The sequence below is a fragment of the Micromonospora sp. NPDC000316 genome (assembly GCF_042898885.1).
In the GTDB taxonomy this organism is placed as follows: domain Bacteria; phylum Actinomycetota; class Actinomycetes; order Mycobacteriales; family Micromonosporaceae; genus Micromonospora.
Genome location: NZ_JBIAZG010000015.1, coordinates 1 through 20,717 on the forward strand (window position 1 = coordinate 1; position 20,717 = coordinate 20,717).

At 72.2% G+C, this 20,717-nt stretch carries 22 protein-coding genes; 7 read left to right on the forward strand and 15 right to left on the reverse strand.

Annotated features, from left to right (window positions below; genetic code table 11):
* Positions 1–564: 564 nt before the first annotated feature.
* The gene (tyrS, locus tag ACFY2Q_RS23830) at positions 565–1,857 is read right to left on the reverse strand and encodes a tyrosine--tRNA ligase (protein ID WP_387133871.1); all 1,293 of its coding nucleotides are present in this window, start codon (positions 1,855–1,857) and stop codon (positions 565–567) included.
* Between the two features lie 83 nt (positions 1,858–1,940).
* Between tyrS and ACFY2Q_RS23835 the strand changes: the two genes are divergently transcribed.
* Positions 1,941–2,348, forward strand: a complete 408-nt coding sequence (locus ACFY2Q_RS23835; RefSeq protein WP_387133872.1) for a PaaI family thioesterase — start codon at positions 1,941–1,943, stop codon at positions 2,346–2,348.
* Positions 2,349–2,352: 4 nt separating this feature from the next.
* Here ACFY2Q_RS23835 and ACFY2Q_RS23840 read toward each other — a convergent pair whose 3' ends face one another.
* From ACFY2Q_RS23840 to ACFY2Q_RS23860, 5 genes are all read right to left on the reverse strand, one after another.
* Complete coding sequence (locus tag ACFY2Q_RS23840) at positions 2,353–3,684, reverse strand: hemolysin family protein (protein ID WP_387133696.1); 1,332 nt, start codon at positions 3,682–3,684, stop codon at positions 2,353–2,355.
* A gap of 125 nt (positions 3,685–3,809) precedes the next feature.
* On the reverse strand, positions 3,810–4,451 hold the full coding sequence (locus tag ACFY2Q_RS23845) for a hypothetical protein (protein ID WP_387133698.1): 642 nt from the start codon (positions 4,449–4,451) through the stop codon (positions 3,810–3,812).
* Between the two features lie 9 nt (positions 4,452–4,460).
* On the reverse strand, positions 4,461–4,961 hold the full coding sequence (locus tag ACFY2Q_RS23850) for a GNAT family N-acetyltransferase (protein WP_387133700.1): 501 nt from the start codon (positions 4,959–4,961) through the stop codon (positions 4,461–4,463).
* 70 nt (positions 4,962–5,031) lie between these two features.
* Positions 5,032–6,504, reverse strand: coding sequence for a serine hydrolase domain-containing protein (locus tag ACFY2Q_RS23855; protein ID WP_387133701.1), 1,473 nt, complete (start codon positions 6,502–6,504; stop codon positions 5,032–5,034).
* Between the two features lie 76 nt (positions 6,505–6,580).
* Positions 6,581–7,084, reverse strand: coding sequence for an ArsR/SmtB family transcription factor (locus ACFY2Q_RS23860; protein WP_387133874.1), 504 nt, complete (start codon positions 7,082–7,084; stop codon positions 6,581–6,583).
* 180 nt (positions 7,085–7,264) lie between these two features.
* Between ACFY2Q_RS23860 and ACFY2Q_RS23865 the strand changes: the two genes are divergently transcribed.
* From ACFY2Q_RS23865 to ACFY2Q_RS23875, 3 genes are all read left to right on the forward strand, one after another.
* Positions 7,265–9,949 carry a cation-translocating P-type ATPase gene (locus ACFY2Q_RS23865; protein WP_387133702.1) on the forward strand — a complete coding sequence of 895 codons (2,685 nt, stop codon included), beginning with the start codon at positions 7,265–7,267 and terminating at the stop codon, positions 9,947–9,949.
* 52 nt (positions 9,950–10,001) lie between these two features.
* Positions 10,002–10,883: a universal stress protein gene (locus ACFY2Q_RS23870; RefSeq protein WP_387133704.1), complete on the forward strand. Its 882-nt coding sequence runs from the start codon at positions 10,002–10,004 to the stop codon at positions 10,881–10,883.
* A gap of 145 nt (positions 10,884–11,028) precedes the next feature.
* Entirely contained in the window at positions 11,029–11,901 is an 873-nt protein-coding gene (locus tag ACFY2Q_RS23875; RefSeq protein WP_387133705.1) for a universal stress protein, read from the forward strand.
* On the opposite strand, the gene ACFY2Q_RS23880 is transcribed toward ACFY2Q_RS23875, so the two are convergent.
* The 4 genes from ACFY2Q_RS23880 to ACFY2Q_RS23895 form a co-directional block, all read right to left on the reverse strand.
* Positions 11,894–12,526 (reverse strand): FMN reductase, encoded by a 633-nt coding sequence (locus tag ACFY2Q_RS23880; RefSeq protein ID WP_387133707.1) that lies wholly within the window; start codon positions 12,524–12,526, stop codon positions 11,894–11,896. The genes ACFY2Q_RS23875 and ACFY2Q_RS23880 overlap by 8 nt on opposite strands.
* Positions 12,523–13,662 (reverse strand): LLM class flavin-dependent oxidoreductase, encoded by a 1,140-nt coding sequence (locus ACFY2Q_RS23885; RefSeq protein ID WP_387133709.1) that lies wholly within the window; start codon positions 13,660–13,662, stop codon positions 12,523–12,525. The genes ACFY2Q_RS23880 and ACFY2Q_RS23885 overlap by 4 nt, the downstream gene beginning before the upstream one ends.
* A gap of 82 nt (positions 13,663–13,744) precedes the next feature.
* Entirely contained in the window at positions 13,745–14,020 is a 276-nt protein-coding gene (locus tag ACFY2Q_RS23890; protein WP_387133710.1) for a ubiquitin-like small modifier protein 1, read from the reverse strand.
* Positions 14,021–15,106 (reverse strand): WD40/YVTN/BNR-like repeat-containing protein, encoded by a 1,086-nt coding sequence (locus ACFY2Q_RS23895; RefSeq protein WP_387133711.1) that lies wholly within the window; start codon positions 15,104–15,106, stop codon positions 14,021–14,023.
* Between the two features lie 166 nt (positions 15,107–15,272).
* On the opposite strand from ACFY2Q_RS23895, the gene ACFY2Q_RS23900 reads away from it, so the two are divergent.
* Positions 15,273–15,899, forward strand: coding sequence for a DNA-3-methyladenine glycosylase (locus ACFY2Q_RS23900; protein ID WP_387133712.1), 627 nt, complete (start codon positions 15,273–15,275; stop codon positions 15,897–15,899).
* A gap of 83 nt (positions 15,900–15,982) precedes the next feature.
* On the opposite strand, the gene ACFY2Q_RS23905 is transcribed toward ACFY2Q_RS23900, so the two are convergent.
* From ACFY2Q_RS23905 to ACFY2Q_RS23920, 4 genes are read right to left on the reverse strand one after another with little or no spacing between them, the layout of a single operon-like run.
* Entirely contained in the window at positions 15,983–16,363 is a 381-nt protein-coding gene (locus tag ACFY2Q_RS23905; RefSeq protein WP_387133714.1) for a YbaB/EbfC family nucleoid-associated protein, read from the reverse strand.
* A 2-nt stretch (positions 16,364–16,365) separates the two neighbouring features.
* Positions 16,366–16,743 carry a YbaB/EbfC family nucleoid-associated protein gene (locus ACFY2Q_RS23910; protein WP_387133715.1) on the reverse strand — a complete coding sequence of 126 codons (378 nt, stop codon included), beginning with the start codon at positions 16,741–16,743 and terminating at the stop codon, positions 16,366–16,368.
* Positions 16,744–16,749: 6 nt separating this feature from the next.
* Complete coding sequence (locus ACFY2Q_RS23915; protein WP_387133716.1) at positions 16,750–17,067, reverse strand: hypothetical protein; 318 nt, start codon at positions 17,065–17,067, stop codon at positions 16,750–16,752.
* Positions 17,064–18,164: a hypothetical protein gene (locus ACFY2Q_RS23920; protein ID WP_387133717.1), complete on the reverse strand. Its 1,101-nt coding sequence runs from the start codon at positions 18,162–18,164 to the stop codon at positions 17,064–17,066. Before ACFY2Q_RS23920 ends, ACFY2Q_RS23915 begins: the two co-directional genes overlap by 4 nt.
* 119 nt (positions 18,165–18,283) lie before the next feature.
* On the opposite strand from ACFY2Q_RS23920, the gene ACFY2Q_RS23925 reads away from it, so the two are divergent.
* Positions 18,284–18,712 (forward strand): DNA-binding protein, encoded by a 429-nt coding sequence (locus ACFY2Q_RS23925; protein ID WP_387133718.1) that lies wholly within the window; start codon positions 18,284–18,286, stop codon positions 18,710–18,712.
* Positions 18,713–18,844: 132 nt separating this feature from the next.
* A complete protein-coding gene (locus ACFY2Q_RS23930) occupies positions 18,845–19,198 on the forward strand; it encodes an MmcQ/YjbR family DNA-binding protein (protein WP_387133719.1) in 354 nt (117 codons plus the stop codon).
* A gap of 46 nt (positions 19,199–19,244) precedes the next feature.
* Here ACFY2Q_RS23930 and argH read toward each other — a convergent pair whose 3' ends face one another.
* Positions 19,245–20,708, reverse strand: coding sequence for an argininosuccinate lyase (gene argH, locus ACFY2Q_RS23935; RefSeq protein ID WP_387133720.1), 1,464 nt, complete (start codon positions 20,706–20,708; stop codon positions 19,245–19,247).
* Positions 20,709–20,717: the final 9 nt, after the last annotated feature.

Sequence of the window (20,717 nt, forward strand, 5' to 3'; positions counted from 1 at the left end):
CCGGGGTATAAATCATAATTGGCACTGGCTTTACAAAGCACCCTGTTGAGTTCTCAAAGAACAACCACACACCGACCAGAAAGCCCCAACCCGGGGCCCCATCGCGGGGCTTTTCGTTCGTGTCCCTTAGCGCTTTCCAGCGCCAGGCACTTTTACTACGTTACCCGCTGGTTTCCGCCGTGTCAAACCGGTGTTTCGCGGTTCGTCGTGCTTCGTACCGTGTTGCGGGCGCCATGTCTCGACCGGCTTGCGCCGCTCTCGTCACGGGGTTCGACAGGACGGCCGTAGCGGTTTCCCGCTCGCTCGCCCGTTTCCCTGCCGACTGACTACCTTACCCGGTCGGTTTCGCCGCGCCAAATCCGCCTCGCGGCGTTTCGTGGGCACCACCCGGTCGGGGAATCCGGTCGGCGTAACCGCCCGACCCCGAGGCCGTCACCTGCGCTCCGGCCTTGCAGGCTTTCGCCTGTTTCGTCCGTTCCGCGCTGGCAGAGAGAAAGTTACGCGTCCGGCGGGATGATCGTCAAATCCGCCGGACGCGTCCCCCGTCACATCGTCGACAGCCGACTATTCACCCAGCTCAACGCCCGCGAAGGAGCGCTTCCCCCGGCGCAGCACCAGGTATCGGCCATGCAGCAGGTCGGCCGGCGACACCGCAGCGTCCACCTCGGTCACCCGGTTGTTGTTGACGTAGGCGCCGCCTTCGGCGATCACCCGGCGGGCCTCCTTGAGACCGCTGACGAGGCCGGAGTCCCGCAGCAGACCTGCCACGTCCGGCAGGTCGCCGGAGAGCCGCACCAGGCCGGCCTCGGTCAGCGCCGCGCGCAGCGTCTCCGGAGCCAACTCGTCGAGCGAGCCACGGCCGAACAGCGCCTGACTGGCGGCGATCGCCTGTCGGGCCTCCCCGGCGCCGTGCACAAGCGTGGTCAGCTCCTCGGCGAGCGCCCGCTGGGCCAGCCGAGCGGCCGGCCGCTCGGCCGTCGCCTTCGCCAGCTCCTCCAGCTCGTCACGGGACCGGAAGCTGAAGTACCGCAGGTAGCGGTCGACCTCCTGGTCCTCGACGTTGAGCCAGAACTGGTAGAACGCGTACGGGCTGGTCATCGTCGGGTCGAGCCAGACCGCGCCGCCCTCGCTCTTGCCGAACTTCGTGCCGTCCGACTTGGTGACAAGCGGCGTGGTGAACGCCTGCACCGGCCCCACGCCGCGTCGGCGTACGTAGTCGACGCCGGCGGTGATGTTGCCCCACTGGTCGGAGCCACCGAACTGGAGCTGACAGCCGTGCCGGCGGTGCAGCTCGAAGAAGTCGTTGGCCTGCAACAGCTGGTAGCTGAACTCGGTGAAGCTGATGCCGGTCTCCAGCCGGGCCCGCACCACCTCCCGCGCGAGCATCTTGTTGACCGGGAAGTGTTTGCCGACGTCACGGAGGAACTCGACGATCGACATCTCGCCGGTCCAGTCCAGGTTGTTGACCAACTGCGCCGCGTTGTCCCCCTCGTACGACACGAAGGGCGCGAGCTGGTCGCGGATTCCCTCGACCCAGCCGGCGATCACCTCGGTCGGGTTGAGCGCCCGCTCGGCGCTCTCCTTCGGGTCACCGATCTGCCCGGTCGCCCCGCCGACAAGCAGCAACGGGCGATGGCCGGCCAGTTGCAGCCGGCGGGCCATCAGGACCTGCATGAGGTTGCCGACGTGCAGGCTCGGCGCGGTCGGGTCGAAGCCCACGTAATAGGTGGCGGCACTCCCACCGTCGAGCAGCTCGCGCAGCTCGTCGAGGCCGGTCGAGTCCTGGATCAGGCCACGCCAGAGCAGGTCATCGGTCAGGGAGGCCCGCCCGGGGGGCGGGAGGCTGCTGTCGGTCACGGTCACCGATTCTCCCCCATCGCCGGTGCCGGCCCATACCGGGTTTCGCGCAACCCGACCCGGTTACGCTTGGCGCCTTGTTGATCGAGGAGGGGTTTGCCGTGGAGATGCCGGACATCACTGGTGGGTTCGTCGCCCTACTCGGCCTCAAGTTCGAGGAGGCGACCGCCGAGCGCGTCGTCATCAGCTGGCAGGTCCGGCCGGAGCTGCACCAGCCGTTCGGCATCCAGCACGGTGGGGTGTACTGCTCGGTGGTGGAGACCGCGGCAAGCGTCGGCGGTTCCCTCTGGCTGGCCGACCGTGGCACGGTCGTAGGGGTGTCGAACCAGACCGACTTCCTGCGGGCCGTGCGCGAGGGCGAGCTGCGGGCAGTCGGCACTCCGGTGCACCGGGGCCGCAGCCAGCAGCTCTGGCAGGTGGAGATCACCGACGCCGACGAGCGGCTGGTCGCGCGTGGTCAGGTCCGGCTGCAGAACCTCTCCAACAACTGAGCGGTCAACTGCGGGCCTCGTCCAGCACGGGCTCGGCGTCGGTGTCGACGTCGGTGTCGGTTTCGTCGGGGAGCCGGCTCACGCGTACCTCGGTGATGGCCCGGTGGTCGATGCCGGCCACCAGGAGCACCCAGCCGTCCAGGGTGACGTCCTCCCCGGCCACGGTGGGGATGTGCCCGAGGTGGGTCAGCACCAGACCGGCGACGGTGGTGTAGTCACCGACCGGCCGCGACGGCAGGTCGACACCGATGTCCGGCAGGTCGTGCACCGGGAAGGTGCCCGGCAGCAGGAGCGCTCCGTCCGGGTCGCGGCGCACCGAGTAGCCGTCCCTGTCGGTCTCGTCGTAGATCTCCCCGACGATCTCCTCCAGGATGTCCTCAAGCGTCACGATTCCGTCGACGGCGCCGCGCTCGTCCACGACAAGCGCGATGTGCTGCCGCTCGGCCTTGAACTGGCGCAGCGCGTCCACCACGGGCAGCGAGTCCGGCAGCAGCATCGGGGGCCTGGCGATCTCGTCGACCGGGCGGTCGTCGGGCACTCCCACCAGGTCCCGCAGGTGGATCACGCCTGCCGTGTCGTCCAGGCCGCCGTGGCGCACCACGGGCGCCCGGGAGTGCCCGGTGGCGGCCAGCACCAGCCGCGCGGCCTCCGCGGTGGTCCCGCTGTCGAGCGTGAAGACCTGCAACCGGGGTACGAGGACAGCCCGCAACCGCCGGTCGGCGATCTCCACGGCGCCGGCGATGATTGTGCGTTGTTCCTTGGTGAAGCCGTGGTTGCCGGCGACGATGTCGCGCAGCTCGTCCGGGCCGATCTCGTCCGGCTTGTGCTTCGGGTTGAGCCCGACCAGCCGGACCACCAGGTCACTTGTCGCGCCGAGCGCCCAGACGGCCGGCCGGGAGAAGGTGGCGAGCAGGTCGAGCGGGCGGGCCACAAGCAGTGCCCAGCGCTCGGCGGACTGCATGGCGATCCGCTTGGGTGCCAGCTCGCCGAAGACCAGTGTGACGAAGGTCAGCGCGAGGGTGACCACCACGATCGCCACCGTCTCCGCGGCGCTCCCGAACGCCCCGAGCAGCGGTACGAGGGGCTTGGCCAGCGAGACGGCCGCCGCGGCGGAGGCCAGGAAGCCGGCCAGGGTGATGCCGATCTGGATGGTGGCCAGGAAGCGGTTCGGGTCCTTCGCCAGCCGGGCCAGCACCCGCCCGGCCCTGCTGGTGCGCTCCAACCGCTGGATCTGGCTGTCCCGCAGCGACACCAACGCCATCTCACTGCCGGCGAAGAGCGCGTTGATGACGATCAGAATTCCGACCAGGGCCAGTTGGCTCCCGTAGCTCTGCACGCCGCGTTCGCTCCCTCTCCGGTGGTGGCGCCGGCCGGTCCGCGCGGCGCCCGCCGGTCGGTAACCCCGCCCGGCGTACGCGTGTCTGTGCCCCGTCGGACGGCGAACGAATCATGCCGGGCGCGCTAGGCGGAGCCGGTGGCCGATGCGGCGGGCAGATCCAGGACGTACGAGTCGCCCTCGCGGCGGAAGCCGAGCCGGTGGTAGTAGGGGGCGAGCATGCCGGGCGGGCTGACCACCCGGTGGAAGCCCCGATCGGTGAAGAGGCGACTGCGCCGGTAGACGAACTCGCCGGGGGTGAAGTCGCGGAATTTCGGGGTGACGTAGTCCAGGTCGATCTGGGCGACTCCGTGCGCCTCGGCGTGCGACAGCACCACACCGACCACCTCGTCGGCGGTGACCACGAGGAAGGCCGAGCGGTTGCCCGCGGTCGGGTCCCAGCGGAAGTCGGGGTTGAACCGGGCGATGTCCGACCCGTGCACCCGCAGCGTGTGTGCCAGAAACTGGTCGCCGACGCCGACCTCCACCACCTGGTAGGTCTGCTCGTCGTGGCGGGTGGCGAGCATGCCCCGCAGGTACCAGATGTTGATCACCGCGAGCACGACGTTGAGCCCGACCATGGGCCAGACCTCGATGGCGGCGTTGTAGCCGATCAGCACGACACAGCCGACGAGATTGATCGCGCGCAGCCGCAGGACGCGGGACTGAAGGAGCGACCAGACCAGCACCGCGGAGCCGGCCCAGCCGACCAGATCCAACCAGTTCACCCCGCGAGACTAGTGCCCGCCCAGGTCAGGCCCATCGGTGGGCAGTTCGAGCAGCCACTCCTCGACGTCTTCGCCGCGGCCGTTGGCGTACCCCGAATCCTCACCGACCACGACGAAGCCGCACTTGCGCAGCACCGCGAGGGAGGCGGCGTTGTCCTTGGCGGCGCGGGCGTGCACCGGCCGGGGCAGCTCGCGCAGCAGCGCGGTCAGGGCGGCCGTGGCGTGGCCCCGCCCCCACCGGGCCCTGTCGATCCAGTAGCTGACCTCGGTGCGGTCGCCGACCGGGAAGGCGGTGACGTGGCCGACCACATCGCCGTCGACCTCGACGGTGCGGACCAGGTTCGCCGGGTCGGTGAGCACCCGCGCCCAGTGCCTGGCGAACTCGCGGCGGTCGGACGGGTCCGCGGGGCCGAACGCGGCCATCCGGTTGGCCTCCGGATCCTGCTGGTGCAGGAAGAACTCCACGAGGTCGTCCTCGCGGACGGGGCGTAACCGCACATCGGAGGTCATCGGAGAAGGGTACGCAGCCGAGGTGACAGTCTGAGGCAACCGGCCGCGGCGCCCCCGACGGTCGCGGCGCTCAGGCGAGCACGGCCGCGACGGCCACCGCGGCGACGCACAGGGAACCCGCCACCGACAGCAGGCGGCGCCAGGGCACCCGTGCGTCCACCGCCGGCAGGGCCCGCCACCTGGTCGCCGCCAGGGCCACCGCCGCCGCCGACAGACCCGCCCCGAGCGGCCACAGCCAGGCGGGCACCACTGACCAGTCCCCCAGTCGGTGCCCGAGACCGAGATAGGCGAACGCCCACACCGTGGAAGCCAGCAGCGTCACGCGGTCCAGTTCGCGTCGGCGGGCGGTGCCGAGCAGGGAGAGGCCGCCGACGAATGTGAGTGCCACCGCGAGACCGGCGCCGATCCACAGCGACACCGCCGGCGTCGCCGCCTCGGCGTCTTCCTCCACCACTCCGAGCAGTCGCAGACCGATCGCCTCGACGCCCTTGTCGGTGTTGGCGAGCACCACCACCGCCCGGCCGGTGGCGCGCTCGAAGCCGACGTAGGAGCGGAACCCGCCGGTCCCGCCGTTGTGCCAGACGATCTCGCGGTCGCCGTGGCGGGTAGTGAACCACCCGTACCCGATGCGGGTGTCGTCGTCGCCGCGGAAGCGGGCGGTGGCAGCGTCGGCGCCCGGCGCGGTGCCGGCGAGGGTGGCCGCGACCAGGCGGGCCAGGTCCTCGGCTGTGGACCAGGGGCCGACGCCGGCTGCGGCGTACCCGGCTCCCCACCAGGGGTCGGAGGGCCGCCCACCGGCCCGGCTGCCGTGGGCGCGGTCGGCCGGCAGGTCGGTCGCCCCGGTGGCGACCACTGTCGCGGTCATTCCGAGGGGCCGCAGCAGCCGTGCCTCCAGCAGATCGGGGTACGTCGCGCCGGCCTTCGCGGCGAGCGCCTGGCCGAGAACCGACGGGCCGACGTTGGAGTAGTGCACCTCGCCGCGCCCGTCGCCGGGGGTGGCCCGGTCGGCGATGTTCCGGACGCCGTGGACGTCCTGCCCGGCGTAGGGGTTGCCGCCGGAGACGTTGGACCAGAGGACGCGCGCCCAGCCCAGCGCGGAGCCGGCGGCCAACCGAGGCAGGCCGGCCCGGTGGCTGGACAGCTCGGCCAGCGTGACGTCGCGGACGGGGCCGGTGACCGTGGGCCACGTGTCGCCGAGCCGATCGTCGGGGCGCACGACACCGGCGGCGGCCTGGTCGGCGAGGAGCATTCCGGTGAGGACCTTGGTGACCGACCCGATCTCGAACGCGGTGCCGGTCTCGACGGGCCGGCCGTCGGGGTCCCGGTCGCCCAGGCCGGCGGTGCGGATCCGCCCGTTCTCGACCAGTGCGACGGCGAGCCCGCGGTGTCCTTTCGGGTCGGGCACTGCCGCTCGGGCGGTGCGCGCGAGGTCGGGGTCGCCGGTCACCTGCGTGCCGAGGCGAGGGACGCGGGGCATCAGCGCGGCCCCGACGAGGCCGGCGGCGAGCGCGACGACGAGGGCGGTGACGACTGGTCTCCGCATCGTGCTCCTTCGGTCGGAGGGGGTGTCCACCTGGCGGTGGCTCGACGATCGAGGGATGTGACAGCTGTGGGCCGGCTCAGCGGCCGGCGGCGGCGAGGATGGCCAGAAGCGGCACCACGCGTTCGGCGGGAACGGCGTACCGGCCTCGGCCGACGCTGCGCAGCCAACCGGCGGCGGTGAGCTGGCGTAGGTGGTGGTGGAGCTGGCCCGTGGTGCCCAACTCCTCGATCTCGGCCAGTTCGCCGGTGCCCTGCCGGCCGCCGAGAACCTCCCGCAACAGCCGGAGCCGCACCCCGTGGGCCAGCGCGGACAGGGTGGCGGCCAGCTCCGTCCAGTCGCCGTCGAGCAGATCATCGACGGTGCGCCCGTACTGCCAGTCGTAGTGCTGGTCGGCGACGCGGACGGTGCCGGTGTAGAGCACGGCGCCCGTGCCGTCGGACGGCAGGCGCTGCTTGAGGCCGTCGAGGGCCCAGAAGGCACCTTCGGGCGTGGGCGGTGTGTCAGTCGGGGCTGATGTCGACGTCAGGCGCTCGGTCAGGGCGGCGACCTGTGCCTCAAGCGCGGTTAGTCGCTCTTCCATGTGCGTCACGCGTCGATAGTACGAACATACGTAGTTACGTGCAAGCGGCGATGCGGCTCGACACGGGCCGTTGGTCCCGGGTCCAGCGGGCGCAACGCCCCTGCCTCCCCGGAGCCCACCGCGCGAAGGTGGGTGGGGATGGCGTGCCTTCGACACGCCGCGCGAGGTAGGGAGCTCACGGTGGCCAAGACCGGCGTACCGGTCCGAACGCTGGAGGCAACGGTCGACGTGCCCGTCCCGGTCGGGCTCGACTCGGCGGAGGCCGCCGCCCGGCTGCGGGCGAACGGACCGAACACCGTGGCGCCGCCACCGCGCCGGCACGTGGCCGTACGGGTCCTGCGTCAGCTCACCGACCCGCTTGTGGCGTTGCTGCTGGCTGCGGCCGTGGTCACTACCGCGCTCGGCGACTACCCGGACACCGCGGTGATCCTCCTGGTCGTGCTTGTGAACACGGTCATCGGCTTGGTGCAGGAGATCCGCGCGGACCGCGCCATCGCGGCGCTCGGTCAACTCGCCGCCCCCGCCGCCCGTGTGGTGCGTGACGGCCGGGACCTGGCGGTTCCGGCCGCCGACCTGGTGCACGGCGACCTGGTCCGGATCGAGGCCGGCGACATCGTGCCGGCCGACCTGGTGCTGGTCGAGGCGAACCGCCTGCAACTGGACGAGTCTGCGTTGAGCGGCGAGTCGGTGCCGGTGGGACGGACGGTCGGCCAGGAGGCGCTGGCCGGGACGGTGGTCACCACCGGACGCGCGGACGGCACAGTGGTCCGGACCGGGCCGGCGAGCGCACTGGGCCGGATCAGCTCGCTGGTGGCGGGCACCCGGCCGACAGCGACACCGTTGCAGCGTCGGCTCTCCACCCTGGGACGCACGCTCGGTGTGATCGCGGTCGCGCTGTCCGGGCTGGTCTTCGCGATCGGGGTGCTCAGCGGCCGACCGATCGTGGAGATGGCCGTCACGGCGGTGAGCCTCGTCGTCGCGGCGGTGCCCGAGTCGCTGCCGGCGGTGGTGACCCTGGCATTGGCGCTTGGCGCACGCCGGATGGCCGCCGCGAAGGCCATCCCGCGCCGGCTGCACGCGGTGGAGACCCTCGGCTCGGTGACCGTGATCGCCTCCGACAAGACCGGCACCCTCACCGAGGGTCGGATGGCCGTGCAGCAGGTCGTCACCACCGACGGGACGCGATACCAGATCACCGGCAGCGGGTACGCCCCGCACGGCGCCGTGCACCGCGATGGCGCCGCGGTAGCCGTACCGGAGGAACTGCGCCGGCTGGCGCGGGCCGGGCTGCTCTGCAACGACGCCGCCCTGTCACCCCCGAACGACGAGCGACAGGACTGGGGCGCCGTGGGCGACCCCCTCGAAGCGGCGCTCGTCGCCTTCGCCGCCCGGTCCGGCCTCGACCCGCAGACCACCCGCAGCGCCTGGCCACGGCTCGCCGAGCACCCCTTCGACCAGGCCCAGCGCCGGATGGTCACCGTGCACCGCTCCTGCGACAAGCGCTACCTGGTGGTCTGTAAGGGCGCCCCGGAGAGCGTCCTCAACTCGACCCTGCTCGACGCCACCGACGACGAGATCGCCGCGCTGACCCGCACCGCGCACCAACTCGCCGCCGAAGGGCTGCGGGTGCTCGCCGTCGCCGCCGCCCTGGTGGACTCCCCGCCGGACCTCGCCGCGCCGACCGGCCTGCGCCCACTGGGCCTGACCGCCGTCGGTGACCCGCTGCGCGCGGCCGCTCCCGAGATCGCCGACAGTCTCGACACCGCAGGGGTACGCCTGCTGCTGATCACCGGCGATCACCCGGCGACCGCCGCCGCGATCGGCTCGCAGCTGGGCCTGTGGCGCGACGGTGACCCCCTGGCTCGGGGCGACGACGACTCGCCGACGCATCCGGACACCCGGGTCTTCGCCCGCACCCAGCCGGAGCAGAAGCTCGACATCATCGCCGACCTGCAATCGCGTGGCCATGTGGTGGCGATGACAGGCGACGGCGTCAACGACGCGCCCGCGCTGCGCCGCGCCGACATCGGGGTGGCGATGGGCGGCGGCACCGAGGTCGCCCGGCAGGCCGCCGACCTGGTCCTCGTCGACGACGACCTGTCGACGATCACCACCGCGATCGGCGAGGGCCGGCGCATCTACGACAACATCCGCCGGTTCCTGCGGTACGCCCTCTCCGGTGGAGTCGCCGAGATCCTGGTGATGCTCGTCGGCCCGCTGTTCGGGCTGGCTGTGCCGCTGCAACCCGCGCAGATCCTCTGGGTGAACCTGCTGACCCACGGGGTGCCCGGGGTGGCTCTCGGCGCGGAGCCTGCCGAACCCGGCACGCTGCGTCGAGCGCCCCGCTCGCCGCAGGAGTCGGTGCTCGGTGCCGGTCTGGGTCGGGACGTCCTGTTCACCGGCGCGTTGATCGCCGCCGTGGTGCTCGGCGCCGGCGTGGTCGCCGCCGCCCGGGACCTGCCCTGGCAGTCAGTGGTCTTCGTGGTGCTCGGCCTGGCCCAGCTCGGCGTGGCACTCGCGGTCCGGGCACCCCGGCCTGCGGGCACGCGACGCGGCAACCCAGGCCTCCTCGTCGCGGTCGCCGTGTCGGCGCTGCTCCAGGTCGGCGGCGTGCTGCTCCCCCCGCTGCGCGAACTGCTCGACACCGAACCACTGACACCGGCCGTGCTGCTGGCCTGCGCGGCGGTCAGTGCCCTGCCCGCCCTGGTGCTGCGGCTGACCCGCCGCCGTGTAACGCCGCCACCGTCCGACGCGTCTGTGGACGACATCCCCGGGCCGCGGTCGAGGCGCTCGGACACCGCCGACGGGCAGTCGCGGGCCGACGACGGGACCAATGGCCCCCACCCCCCTACCCTCCTTCCCTGATCATCAGGCCGACGCCCGTAGGAGAATGGAGCTCGACCGAAGGAGGAACGTGATGACCAAGAGATCCGGTGCACCCGTGGTGGTGGCGGTCGACGGTTCGACATCGGCGCTGGAGGCGGTGCGCGTCGCAGCCCGGGAGGCCGCGACGCGAGGCCGGGCGCTGCGAGTGGTGCACGCGTTCATCTGGCCGCTCTACGAGGTGCCGCTGACGCCGGCACCTGGCGCTCCCGCCGACGCCGGGTTCCGTGCCCAGGCCGACAAGCTGGTCGCCGAAGCGGTCACCGAGGCCGCCAAGGTCGCACCGGACGTCACAGTCACCGGCGCCGTGATCGACGGCGCGGCCACACCTGTGCTGCTGGACGAGGCTCGCGACGCGAAGCTGCTGGTGCTCGGCAGCCGGGGCCTGGGCGGCTTCGGCGGCCTGCTGCTCGGCTCGGTGGCGGTGCAGGTCTCCGCCCGCGCCGACTGCCCGGTGCTCGTGGTCAAGGGTGAGACCCGCGCCGACGGGCCGGTCCTGGTCGGCGTCGACGGTTCGGCCCTGTCCACCGAGGCGCTGGGCTTCGCGTACGAGGCCGCCTCGATGCGGGGCACCAATCTGGTGGCCGTGCACGGCTGGACCATCCCGGCCCCGCCGAGCGACCTCCTGCCGCTGGGCTACGACGTGCAGGCGCTCGCCGCCGTGGAGGAGCGCGTGCTCGCCCAGGCGCTCGCCGGCTGGGCCGAGCGGTACCCGGACGTACACGTACGGCAGCGGGTGGCGTACGGGTCCCCGGCGCGGCTGCTTGTGGAGGAGTCGGCCGACGCGCAGCTCACAGTGGTCGGGGCACGGGGCCGGGGCGCGCTGGCAGGCGTGCTGCTCGGCTCGGTGAGCCACGCGGTGCTGCACCACGCGAAGAGCCCTGTGGTTGTCATCCGGCAGAGCCGCAAGAGCTGACCCGTCGCGTTGTCCGCGCCGACCGCACCCCGGTCGGCGCGGACCCGTGTGCGGTGTACGCGCCGGCTGGTTCGTGCCGGCGCGTTCGACGGCGTCGTCGGGGAGCCACCCCCGACAATGAGCTGACCGACCCTGGGAGAGCCAGATGAACCGACCTGTCGTGGTGGGTGTGGACGGATCGCCGTCCAGCCTCGTCGCCGCGGAGCACGCCGCTCACGCCGCGCGGCTCCGGTCCCGGCCGCTGCTGCTTGTGCACGGCTACCTGCACCCGCTCGGCTACGGCGTGCCGCTCAACCCGTACGACCTCGGGGTTCCGGCGCCCTCCGAGGAGTCGCAGAAGATGTTGGAGCGTACGGCGGCGGACCTCGCCGACAGGTGGCCCGGCCTCACCGTCGAGGTGCGCCAGGTCGCGGGTGGGCCCGGCGCCACGATGGTCGAGGAGTCCCGCCGGGCCGACCTCGTCGTGGTGGGCAGTCGAGGGCTGGGCGGGTTCGTCGGCCTGCTGCTCGGCTCGGTGGGCGCGCAGGTCGCCGCGCACGCGCACTGCCCGGTGCTCGTGGTCCGCCCGGACGAGCAGGCGACAGGTGGGGACGGGCCGGTGCTTGTCGGCGTGGACGGGTCCGAGGCGTCACGGCTCGCCGCGGGCTACGGCGCCGTCGAGGCGACGCTACGGAAGGTCCCGCTGGTGCTTGTGCACGTCAGCCCGCTGGAGGAGGCCCGCCCGGTGCCGGAGGAGACCGAGGAGTCGCAGGCCGCGCACCAGGCCGAGGCGGTGCGGGTGCTCGCCGACGCCTCCGAAGCGGTGCGCGCCGAGCATCCCGGCCTGGTGGTGCGGGAACATCCGATCCGGGCGGCCGGCGCGACCCAGGGGCTCGTCGAGGCCAGCGGCACGGCGTCGCTGCTCGTCGTGGGCACCCGGGGCCGGCACGGGTTGACCGGTCTGCTGCTCGGCTCGGTCAGCCAGGCGGTGATCCAGCACGCACACTGCCCGGTGCTTGTCGCCCACCCGGTCAGTTGACCGGGCCGTCACCCCGGCCGAGCATCTGCAGGAAGTCGGTGGTGAGGGCGAACGGGTCGGCCGGCCCGCTGGCGGGCGGCCGGCGCTCGACCTGGTCGGCCAACTCGCCGCCGGCGCGCTGGATCCTGCCCCGCAGGGCGCCGTCCGCTGTGCCACCGGACCAGTCCTCCGGGGCGGCGAAGACCGAGGTGGGGACCACCACCGCCCGCAGGTAGCTGAACATCGGGCGGATGGCGTGCTCCAGGGCCAGCGAGTGCCGGGCGGTGCCGCCGGTGGCTCCGATCAGCACCGGCCGGTCGACGAGCGACTCGGCCTCCAACACGTCGAAGAAGGACTTGAACAACCCGCTGTACGAGGCGTTGAAGATCGGCGTGACGGCGATGATCCCGTCCGCCCCGGTCACCGCCTCGGTGGCTTGGCGCAGCGCGGCCGGCGGGAAGCCGGTGAGCATGTTGTTCACCACGTCGTGGGCGTACTCCCGCAGGTCGACGACGCGTAGCTGCACGGTGGAGCCGCGCCGGACCAGCTCGTCGCGTGTCGCCGCGGCGAGCTGGTCGGCGAGCAGCCGGGTCGACGAGGGCTGGCTCAGCCCCGCCGAGACCACGGCCAGGGTGGGCTGGCTCATCGGGCCACCTCGGGCGCCTTGCCCGTGACGTCGTCGACGGCGTGCACGGTGCTGTCCGTGCCGCCGCCCGCAGCGGCGACGAGCGAGGCGTGCGTGGGCGCCGCCGGCACGTGCGCCGGGCGCAGCGAGTCGAACTCCTTGCGCAGCACCGGCACAACCTCCTCGCCGAGCAGGTCGAGCTGCTCCAGCACCGTCTTCAACGGCAGCCCCGCGTGGTCCATGAGGAACAGCTGGCGCTGGTAGTCACCGACATACTCGCGGAAGCCCAGCGTGCGGTCGATGACCTGCTGCGGGCTGCCCACGGTCAGCGGGGTCTCCCTGGTGAACTCCTCCATCGACGGCCCGTGCCCGTAGACCGGGGCGTTGTCGAAGTACGGTCGGAACTCCCGGATCGCGTCCTGCGAGTTGCGGCGCATGAACACCTGCCCACCGAGGCCGACGATGGCCTGGTCGGCGGAGCCGTGACCGTAGTGCGCGTACCGCTCGCGGTAGAGCCCGACCATCCGCTGGGTGTGCTCCCTGGGCCAGAAGATGTGGTTGGCGAAGAAGCCGTCACCGTAGTAGGCGGCCTGCTCGGCGATCTCCGGGCTGCGGATCGAGCCGTGCCAGACGAACGGCGGCACGCCGTCGAGCGGGCGCGGCGTCGAGGTGAACGACTGCAACGGCGTGCGGTACTTGCCCTTCCAGTCGACCACGTCCTCGCGCCACAGCCGGCGCAGCAGGTCGTAGTTCTCGATCGCGAGGGGGATGCCGGCGCGGATGTCCTTGCCGAACCACGGGTAGACCGGGCCGGTGTTGCCGCGGCCCATCATGAGGTCGACCCGGCCGTCGGCCAGGTGCTGGAGCATCGCGTAGTCCTCGGCAATCTTCACCGGGTCGTTCGTGGTGATCAGCGTGGTCGCGGTGGACAGCAGCAGCCGCTCGGTGCGGGCCGCGATGTAGCCCATCATGGTGGTCGGTGACGACGGCACGAACGGCGGGTTGTGGTGCTCGCCGGTGGCGAACACGTCAAGCCCGACCTCTTCGGCCTTGAGCGCGATGGCGACCATCGCCTTGATCCGCTCATGCTCGGTCGGCTCCCGACCGGTGGTGGGGTCGACGGTGACGTCCCCGACGGTGAAGACTCCGAACTGCATGACCAGCTCCTCGCGTGTCGACCGGGTCCTGGTGGATCACCCGGACGCTCCGGTCAACATACTTGACGAGTCAACTATTCCGTCAACCGCCCGCCACCGACGGCAGCACCTGCACCTGGGCACCCTCACCGACAGGCGTGGCCAGCCCGCCGGAGTGCCGGCAATCCTCCCCGTCGACGTAGACGTTCACGTAGCGGCGCAGCTCGCCACGCTCGTCACGGATCCGCCGGGCCAACCGGGGGTGGGCGGCGGCCAACTCGTCGAGGACCGCCCGCAGCGTGCCACAGGCGCCGACGTCGAGCCGACCGGCGCCACCGGCCTCGCCACGCAGCGGACCGGGCAGCAGCACGGTGACCACTCAGATCACCGCCGCCCGGACGCAGAGCACGTCGGGCAGGTGCGCCGCCACCTGCGACCAGGAGTCGCCCTCGTCGCGGCTGGCAAAGACCGCACCGGATCGGGTGCCGAAGTAGACCCCGCCCGGGGTGGCGTCGTCGGCGCACATCGCGTCGCGCAGCACCGCCGGATAGAACGGACCCTCCGGCAACCCCACCGACAGCGGCTCCCACTTGCCGCCGGCGTCGACCGAGCGGAACACCCGGCAACGGTGGTCGGCCGGGAACCGCACGCTGTCGGCCACCAGCGGGAACGTCCACACCACGCCGGCCCGACCCGGGTGGGCCACCATCGGGAAACCGAAGTCGCTGGGCAGCCCGTCAGCTATCGACGACCAGGTGCGGCCGTCGTCGTCGGAGCGGTAGACGCCGTGGTGGTTCTGCGCGTAGAGCCGGTCGGGGTCGCCGGCGTCCCGGGCGACCTTGTGCACGCACTGGCCGAACTCCGGCCACTCGTCGGGCAGGAAGTAGGCGCGGATGCCGGTGTTGGCCGGAGCCCAACTCGCCCCCGCGTCCTGCGAGCGGTAGACCCCGCCGGTGGACATGGCGACCAGCAGGCGAGCCGGGTCACGCGGGTGGGGCAGCACGGTGTGCACCGCCTGGCCGCCGAACCCCTCGTCCCACTGCGGCCGGTGCGGATGGTCCCAGAGGGAGCGGACCAACTCGAAGCTGCGACCACCGTCGGTGGAGCGGAACAGCGCCGACGGCTCGGTGCCGGCCCAGACCACGTCCGGCTCGTCGGGACCGGCAGGCATCAACTGCCAGACCCGCCCCAGGGCCGCGCCCGTGTCGGACGGGAACGCGATGGGCGCCTCGTCGGGCTCGTCCCAGGAGACACCGAGGTCGTCGCTCGTGGCGACGCTGGGGCCGAAGTGTGAGCTGGTCATCCCGGCGAGCAGCCGGGGAGCGGAACGCCGGGTGTCGACCGCCACCGCGTAGACACCCGTCATCGGAAAGTGCGGGCCGGTGATCTCCCAACTGCGCCGGTCGTCGGCGCTGGTGGCCAGAAACAGCCCCTTGGCGGTGCCGATCGCGAGCAGCGTTGCCATGACGTCCTCCGAACCGTCCTCGGGTAGTGCGGTGATTATGGCCACACCCCACGACACATTCGATCGGCCACACGCCGACAGTCACGCTCGGCGGCAGGACCGGGCACGCGCCGTCAGCACCGCCGCCGGTTTGCCGATCCCCGCCACCAGGCGTTTCCTTTACCGAGTGGACTACTCGTGGCTGCGCGCCCCTGCCGTCGAGGTACCCGAGACGGCGCGGGCGCTGCTCGGATGGGAGATCTCGACCGGCGGCGTCCGGGTCCGGCTGACCGAGGTCGAGGCGTACGCGGGGACCGGCGAAGACCCCGCGTCACACGCCCACCGGGGGCCGACTCCCCGCACCGCTGTCATGTTCGGGCCCGCGGGACACGCGTACACCTACTTCGTGTTCGGGGTGCACTGGTGCCTGAACATCGTCTGCGGCCGCACCGGAGAGGCGGCGGCGGTCCTGCTGCGGGCGGGTGAGGTCGTCGACGGTGTCGACCTCGCCCGCAAACGGCGAGGGGAGGTCCCCGACCGCGACCTGGCGCGTGGGCCGGCCCGGCTGGTGGTCGCGCTGGGAGTCACAGCCGAGGCGAACGGCACCTCCGTCGTCGACGGCAGCGGGCCGGTGCTGTTGATCCCGCCGACGCGCCCGGTTGCCCCGTCGGCCATCTCCGCCGGGCCCCGGGTGGGAGTGGCCGCCGCCCACGACGTCCCCTGGCGTTTCTGGATCACCGACGACCCGACGGTCAGCGCCTACCGCCGACACGCACCCCGAAACCGCACGGGTGCGAGTCCCGCCCGTCGCTAGAACTGTCGCAACGAACACCGGCCAACCGGCAGCGCCGCCACGGCCCTGGTCGGGCAGCCGCCGCCACCACGAACAGTGCGCGGTCAGCGGCTCTGGTCGGGGATGAACCGGCGGAGGCGGGCCTCGTCGAGGAGCACGCCGAAACGCGTGTGCATGGCGTCCCCGACGACGCGGCTGACAAGTGTGGCGCGGGCGTTGCGCTCCGCGGCGGCGACCGCCTCGGTGACGGCGTCGCCGAGTGTCAGGTTGTCGGTGGTGCGCTTAGCCACGGTGCTGATCTCGATCGACTGGAGGGCGCCGAGACCGTTGACGGTGGCGGTGACGGCGCCGTCGAGGGCGGTGCCGGTGAAGGTCTCGCCCTGGACGTCGCTGACGAGGCCATGGACGCGGCTCTGGAGGCCTTCCGGATCGGCCACCAGGTCGCGCAGCGCCTCGGCGGTCTCGTGTGGGTCCCTCGTCGTCACGTCTACACCCTGCCCCTGCGGATCAGCTCGGCCGGATCGAGGTGCGTGAGCCGGTCGGGGAAGTCGCCCACCTGGGCCGTGAACTGTTCGGCGGCGACCAGCCGGGCCGCGGCGATCGCCTCCACGCAGGCCTCGCCGAGCTCCCCCGCGTCGAGGTCGCGCAGGGCGCGCGGGCTGATGTACGTCGTGACGACAGTGCGGCCGAGGGAGACCGTCGCCTCCACGTAGCCGCGCCGGTCCGTCGCCGACGCCGTCTGGCTCATCAGTTCGGTCAGGCCGGCCTGGAAGTCGCGTGCCGCCTCGGTGAGCTTCTCCGGTGCGCTGTCGCTGCGGTAGTAGCGCTCACTGGTCTCGAGAAACCGTTCGACGAACTCGTTCACGGCGGATCAGCTCCGGTCGAGGAGGAGGGTCAGCGCGATGAAGGCCGGGCCCTGCGACAGTGCCGCCAGCCACCAGAAGCCGACCCGCGCGAGGCCGAGCTGGCCCGGCGGGTACCGCTTGCGGGTCTCGGCGTCCGGGAAGCGCTGGAACAGCACGATCGCGGTGACGGCGATCGCCAGGCCGACCGCTGCGACGAGCCAGCCGGCGACCTCGGACGGGCCGAGCAACAGGTAGGCCGCCACGCCGGAGACGACAAACGCCAGCGCGAGCAGCGGCAGCACCCGGGTGAGAACGCGGTTGCGCTGGGCGCGGAGGTCGGTCATGACGACTGCCGCGCCGGGTCGGGGACCTTTGTGTTCGTCCAACCGCCGGCCTCCCAGGTCTGGATCTCGGTCATCCGCTGCGGGGTGAGCGCCGCGGAGTTGACCGTCATCTCGCTGCTCTGCTGCCCGAAGTATCCGTTGAGCTTCTGTGTCTCGGTGACGACCGCGCCGTTTGTCAGCGCCACCGCTGCGGCGACGCCGGAGACCTCGATGATGAGGGCACCGACCTCCAGCACGTACTGCGCGGAGAGCGTCCAGCCGAGCGCCTCGCGCGTGATCGGCTCCGGGTCGAGGGCGGCGGCCACGAGACCGCCGGTGATGATGGCGGTGCCGACGAGGTATGTCGCGTCGGCCAACGACATCACCACCCCCATCGTCAGGCACTGGTTCTTGAGTTCGCTGACAAGTGTGGCGAGCTGGTTGACGGCCGGATCGAACTGGTTGGAGACGTAGTTGAGGAACGCGTTGGCGCCCTCGCCCTCCCATTTCGCCTCGTTGACGACCCGCTCGGCGAGAGGCAGGACCTGCGCGGCGGCGAGCGACAGGTGCTGCTCCAGCTCACCCCACCCGCCAGCGGCGTCGAAATAGGGGAACGGGTCCTTGAGCAGTGCCAGCGCGGCGATGCCGGCGAAGTGGACGAAGAGCGCCGGGATCGCGGCGGCGGCCACCATCAGGCCGACGGTGGCGGTTTCCAGTGCCACGATGATGCCGGTCTCCGCGGCGACGAACCGGGCCATCTCGCTGCCGCTCGGCGACGTCGACATCTCGCGCGGCACGGGGAAGGCCGGCGCCGGGATCGGCGTGCCGCCGAACAGCTTGGCGTTCTCGGCTTCCTGGCCCTCGTAGTGGTTCGCCACCCGGAGCAGGGCGCTGCCAATCGCTGTGAACACGTCGGCGCAGGCGCGTGCGCCGAGATCGGCGGCGGTGTAGGCGGCCGAGTACGTCTCGGTGAACCCGGAGTCAGGGGTCGGGATCGCGGTGCTCGGGATCGAGCACCTGGGCAGGGCCTTGCCCACATCGTCGTGCAGCTGCCTGCCGTATTCCAGGTAGGCCTTGGCCGCGCCGCGCAGGGCCTGCGTCTCCACGGACGTCGTCACGCTGCTCTCCCCCCGCAGGTCCAGCAACGAGTCGGACGCTACCAGCGCGACCGGCCATCCAGGGGGCAGAATTTGAACGTTGTGTTGACAAGGCTTCGTTCATGGGGTGTGCTCGGGGCATGACGACAACGGATGACCCGTTCACCGCGCCCGACCCGGCGCGGGTCCGCGCCCACCGCACCCACGAGGCGCTACAGCGCATCAGCGAGCGGCACGCCGGCACCAGCGCGCAGCGAGCGCGCTGGGCCCACCCGTCCGTGCTGGACCCGTGGGAGGCGGTCGCCCTGGTCACCGCGCTGGCCGCGGGCGGGGCCGAACGGGAGCCGACGGAGGAACCTGTCGACACCGCCGACCTCACCGCCGCGCTGACCCTGCTGCCGTACGTCCGCGCCGAACTCGACGCGCTGGAGGCGGGGCTGCTGACCCTGGCCCGCGACCGGGGGCTCACCTGGCAGTCCATCGCGTACGGGTTGGGGCTGGGCAGCGCGCAGGCCGCCCGGCAGCGCTACGAGCGGGTCGCCGCCCGCTCCGCCGAGCAGACCCGCTGATCCCGCACCCGCTGATCCCGCACTCACGACACGACGCACCGCCGGGCACGCCTCGGGTCAGGTCGGCTTGTCGCGCCCCGGGTGGCGCTCGGGCGGGCACACTGTGCGCACGACGATTCCGGGAGGAGATCCATGGACCGCGCGGCGATGTTGGCGTACTGCCTGGCCAAACCGGGGGCGTGGCGGGACCGACCGTGGGAGAACGACGAGGTGGTGAAGGTCGGCAGCCGGATCTTCGCGTTCCTCGGCAACGGCGACGGCCAGCCGACGGTGGGCGTGAAGTGCGGCGCGACCCGCGAGATCGCCGACGAGTGGCTGCACCGCCACCCCGACGACGCCCGCCCGATGGCCTACATCGGCAGGTCCGGCTGGAACACGCTGCGCCTCGACGGCGGGATCGACTCCGACGAGCTGACCGAGGCTGTCGACTCGTCGTACGACATGGTGGTGGCCAAGCTCCCGAAGCGGGAGCGCCCGACGGCCTGAACCGGCCGTGGCGCCGGAAGCGGGCAGCTCCGGCGCCACGGTGAGGTCAGCGCGGGACGACCCGCTCGGTGGCCCAGTCCCGCCAGCCGGCCACCCGGTCCGACGCGGCCGCGAGCTGGTCGGCGACCGGGCCGGGGCCCGTCGAGCCGGGGGTGGTCCGGGCCGCGAGCGCCGAACGGACCGACAGCACATCGCGCACCGACGGGTCGAGGTGCTCGCTGACAGCGGCCAGATCGGCGTCGGAGACGTCCTCCAGCTCGCACTCGCGGACCGCGCAGAGCGCCACCAGACGACCGGTGATCTCGTGCGCGTCGCGGAACGGCACGTTGCGCCGTACCAGCCAGTCGGCGACCTCCGTGGCGAGCGAGAAGCCGACAGGCGCGGCGGCGACGAGGCGGTCCACCCGGACGGTCATCGTCGAGATCATTCCCGCCAGGGCCGGGAGCAGCAGCTCCAGCGTGTCGACGGCGTCGAACGCGGGCTCCTTGTCCTCCTGCATGTCCCGGTCGTAGGTCATCGGCAGGCCCTTGAGCATGGTCAGCACCGTCATCAGGCCACCTACCAGCCGGCCGGACTTGCCCCGGGCCAGCTCGGCGATGTCCGCGTTCTTCTTCTGCGGCATGATCGACGAACCGGTCGCGAAGGCGTCGTCCAGCTCCACCCACCCGAACTCGTGCGAGGTCCAGAGCACCACCTCCTCGCCGAGGCGGGACAGGTGCACCCCGATCATGGCGGTGGTGAAGAGGAACTCCGCGACGAAGTCCCGGTCGGCCACCGCGTCCATCGAGTTGGCGAACGACGTGCGGAACCCCAGCTCCTTGGCCACGGCCACCGGGTCCAGCGGAAGCCCGGAGCCGGCGAGCGCGCCCGCGCCGAGAGGGCTGATCGCCGCCCGGTGGTCCCAGTCGTGCAGCCGCTCCAGGTCGCGCAGCAGCGGCTGCACGTGCGCCAGCAGCCAGTGCCCGAACGTGACCGGCTGGGCGTGCTGCAGATGCGTCATGCCGGGTGCTGCCGTGTCGATGTGCCGCTCGGCCTGCTCGATGAGCGCCTCGGCCAGCTCGACGAGCCGACTCGCCACGCCCCGGGCGTGATCGCGCAGATAGAGCCGCAGGTCCGTGGCCACCTGGTCGTTGCGGGACCGGCCGGCCCGCAGCTTGCCGCCGAGACTGCCGAGGCGCTCCAGCAGGCCCCGCTCCAGCGCGGTGTGCACGTCCTCGTCGTCGACAGTCGGACGGAACGCCCCGGATGCGCAGGCCGCCTCCAGGTCGTCCAGGGCCGCCAGGATCCGGCCCAACTCGTCGGGGTCGAGCAGGCCGGCGCCGGCCAGCACCCGGGCGTGCGCCCGGGAACCAGCGATGTCGTACGGGGCCAGCCGCCAGTCGAACTGCACACTCACCGACAGGCGGGCGAGCGCCTCGGCGGGGCCACCGGCGAACCGGCCACCCCACAGGCTTGTCCGGTTGGTGGCGGCGCTGTTCTCGGTCAGGCTCTTGTCGTCCACCCGGCCCATTGTGGTCTC